Consider the following 2,956-nt stretch of genomic DNA (forward strand, 5'->3'; position numbering starts at 1 on the left):
AGCACGTTCTGCGCCCCCAGCCCGTCCTACGCCTCCGCCATGCTCCGCAACATTGCCTGCAGTAGCGCCCGTGCGCCGTGCTTGCTGAGCGGCTCGTTGCGGTTGCCGCACTTGGGTGAGTGCACGCAGGAGGGGCAGCCGTTTTCGCATCCGCAGCTTTCGATTGCTTCGAGGGTGGCGCTCAGCCACTGCGTAACCGCGTTGAAGCCACGCTCGCTAATGCCCGCGCCGCCGGGTGCGGCGTCGTAGACAAAAATGGTGGGCCTGCCGGTGTCTACGTGAAGCAGCGTGGAGAGTCCGCCCAAGTCCCAGCGGTCGCTGGTGGCGATGAGCGGCAGCAGTCCGATGGCGGCGTGTTCGGCGGCGTGCAGGGTGCCGGGTCCGTCCTCTTCGGTCACGCCCGCGCCGAACAGGTAGCTGGGCTCGAAGGTGAACCAGACCGCCTCGGTCATGAGCACTTCCGGCGGCATGGATTGCGCCTCTTCGCCCAGGTATTCGCCGCCGTAGACGGAAAAACGCCGGTAGCCGGTGACCTGGTCGGTGACCTGAACTTGCCCGCGGTGCATGGTGAGCGGGGCGAGCTGCTGCGCGTCGGTTTCGGGTGCAGGCTCAGGAACAGTATTCGCAACGTCCTGTCCGCCAAAACCAGCCGGCACACCGTAGCTGACCCGCGCACGCTCCGCCAGAATACGCACCTCGGTGCTCTCAATGGCGCGCGTGTAGTAGTCCGGGTAGACGCGGCTGAGCAGAATCACGCGCTCGCCCTCGCTGAGGGATTCGACCACGTACTGCGCGCTCTGGTGAATGTAAATCGCGCCGGGGTGCCCCTGACTCATGGCGTGCGCGGCGTCCATCGTGCCGACGAGGGTGCCGTCTTCGGCGTCGATGAGCTGGTAGGGTCCGCCGCCGGTGCCGCGGATATCGACCAGGTCGGCGGCGGATTCGGCGTGCGTCCAGTACCAGCCGTCCGGGCGGCGACGCAGGTATCCCTGCTGTACCAGTCGGTCCAGCAGTGCGGCGGTGTGCGGTCCGAACAGGCTTAGCTCTTCGGTGCGGATGGGCGCCTCCTGCGCGGCGGCGCACAGCTGCGGGGAGAGCACGTACGGGTTCGTCGGGTCGAAAACGGTCGCCTCAACCTCCTGCCCGAAAATCGCCTCCGGGTGGTGCACCAGGTAGGTATCGAGCGGGTTGTCGTCGGCAATGAGTACGGCGAGCGCGTCCTGACCGCTTCGACCCGCGCGGCCCACGCGCTGCATGAAGGAGGCGCGGGTACCCGGCCAGCCCGCCACGAGTACGGCGTCCAGTCCGGAGATGTCGATGCCCAGCTCCAGTGCGGAGGTGCTCGCCAGGCCGAGCAGTTCGCCGTTGCGGAGTTTGCGTTCGAGTTCGCGGCGCTCTTCGGGGGTGTACCCGGCGCGGTATGCGGCGACGCGGTGGGCGAGGCCCGCCTCCACCTCGTCGAGGTAGCGTTGGGTCTTCTGCGAGAGGATTTCTACGCTGCGGCGCGAACCGGCGAAAACCAGGGAGCGGGTGCGGGAAAGCACCAGGTCGGTGAGCATTTGCGCGCCCTGCTCCACGGGGGAGACACGGCGCGGCGCCTCCTGCTCAGCCTTCGACTGGACCGCCTGCTGCTGGGTGCTGCGGGCGCCCTTGGCGAGCTGATCGTGCGCCTTGGGCGGCATGAATTCGGGCTCCCAGAGCGCGACGGTGGTTTCACCGCGTGCGGAGGTGGACTCGGTAACGGCGGTGACCGCCTGCTGCGGCACGCCGATGAGCTTGGAGAAAGACTCGACCGGGTTGGAGCTGGTTGCGGAGGCGCCGTAGAACACGGGCACGGTGCGGTAGAGCGCGCAGACGCGGCGCAGGCGGCGCAGCAGGTTGGCGATGTGTGCACCGAAAACGCCGCGGTAGCTGTGCGCCTCGTCGAGCACCACGTAGCGCAGCCCGCGCAGGAAGGATGCCCACTGCCGGTGGTTGCTCAGGATTGAGTAGTTGAGCATGTCCGGGGTGGTGAGGATGAAGTTGGCGTGTTCGCGGATCCAGCGGCGTTCGCCGGTGGGGGTGTCGCCGTCGTAGCTTGCCGCGTGGAGTCCGGGTAGGTTGTAGGAGGTGAGGGCGGTGAGCTGGTCGGCGGAGAGTGCCTTCGCCGGTGAAATGTAGAGAACGTTCGCTCTATTATTGAGGTTTTCTGCCACCGAATACGCGGAAGTTGAGCTCACCGGCTCGCCACAGGATGCACGATAAATAGCGTCCAGGGTGGGCATCAGGTAGCTCAGGGTCTTGCCCGAGGCGGTGCCAGTCGCCACAATCACGTGCCCGCCGCTGCCGGTGCTCTTCGCGTCTTCGGCGTGCGCGGGAGCCGGTGCTTCAATGCGCCCAGGCTCAAGACGCTCAGCTTCAACCCGCTCAGCCTCAATGCGCCCCGCCTGCCAGCCGTAGCGCGCCGCACTCGCCGCCAGCGCCGCATCAAGACCCGCGTGGGCGGCGTTCGCCGCCTGCACCTGGTGGGCGTAGGGCTCGGCAATGCCGAGCGATTCGAAGGCCTCCACCACGCGCGGATGCAACCACTGCGACCACGGCGCGTAGCTCGCCTCCCTGGCGGCAATGGTGTGAATATGGGTCACCTGCTCGGGCAAGGTTCCGGTGCGTGCCGCCTCCGGCAACAGGGACGCCAGTACCTGCTGTGCGCTCGCGGGTAGCTCGCGGTAGCGCGGCGTTTTTGGGTGCGCCGCAGACTGCCCCTGCTCGTGCGGGTGTGCGGGCAACTGTTCGGGGTGCTGGTTGGCGTTCTGCGGGGAGGTGCTGTGCGGCATGGGTTCCATTGTAGAGCGGCGGGCTAAAACCCGACCTGCCGCCGGTCACGCGCTACCCTGAACGCCGGCTCCGAATCCGGCTCCGAATCCGGCTCCGAACCCGCTCGGATCCTGCCCTGACCCCGAGCCTAGCCCCCTAACCT

The 2,956-nt window shown here is 67.4% G+C and carries 1 protein-coding gene; it reads right to left on the reverse strand.

Going from position 1 to position 2,956, the window contains the following annotated elements; genetic code table 11:
* Window positions 1-26 precede the first annotated feature (26 nt).
* Window positions 27-2,822 carry a DEAD/DEAH box helicase gene (locus HXO69_RS08845; RefSeq protein WP_296546598.1) on the reverse strand — a complete coding sequence of 932 codons (2,796 nt, stop codon included), beginning with the start codon at window positions 2,820-2,822 and terminating at the stop codon, window positions 27-29.
* Window positions 2,823-2,956 lie beyond the last annotated feature (134 nt).

Origin of the sequence: Rothia sp. (in: high G+C Gram-positive bacteria) (assembly GCF_015265375.1) — a bacterium.
Lineage (GTDB): Bacteria > Actinomycetota > Actinomycetes > Actinomycetales > Micrococcaceae > Rothia.

Bases quoted from the DNA above. Each gene is read 5' to 3' on its own strand.
- HXO69_RS08845 (WP_296546598.1), bottom strand. From the start codon at position 2,822: ATGGAACCCATGCCGCACAGCACCTCCCCGCAGAACGCCAACCAGCAC.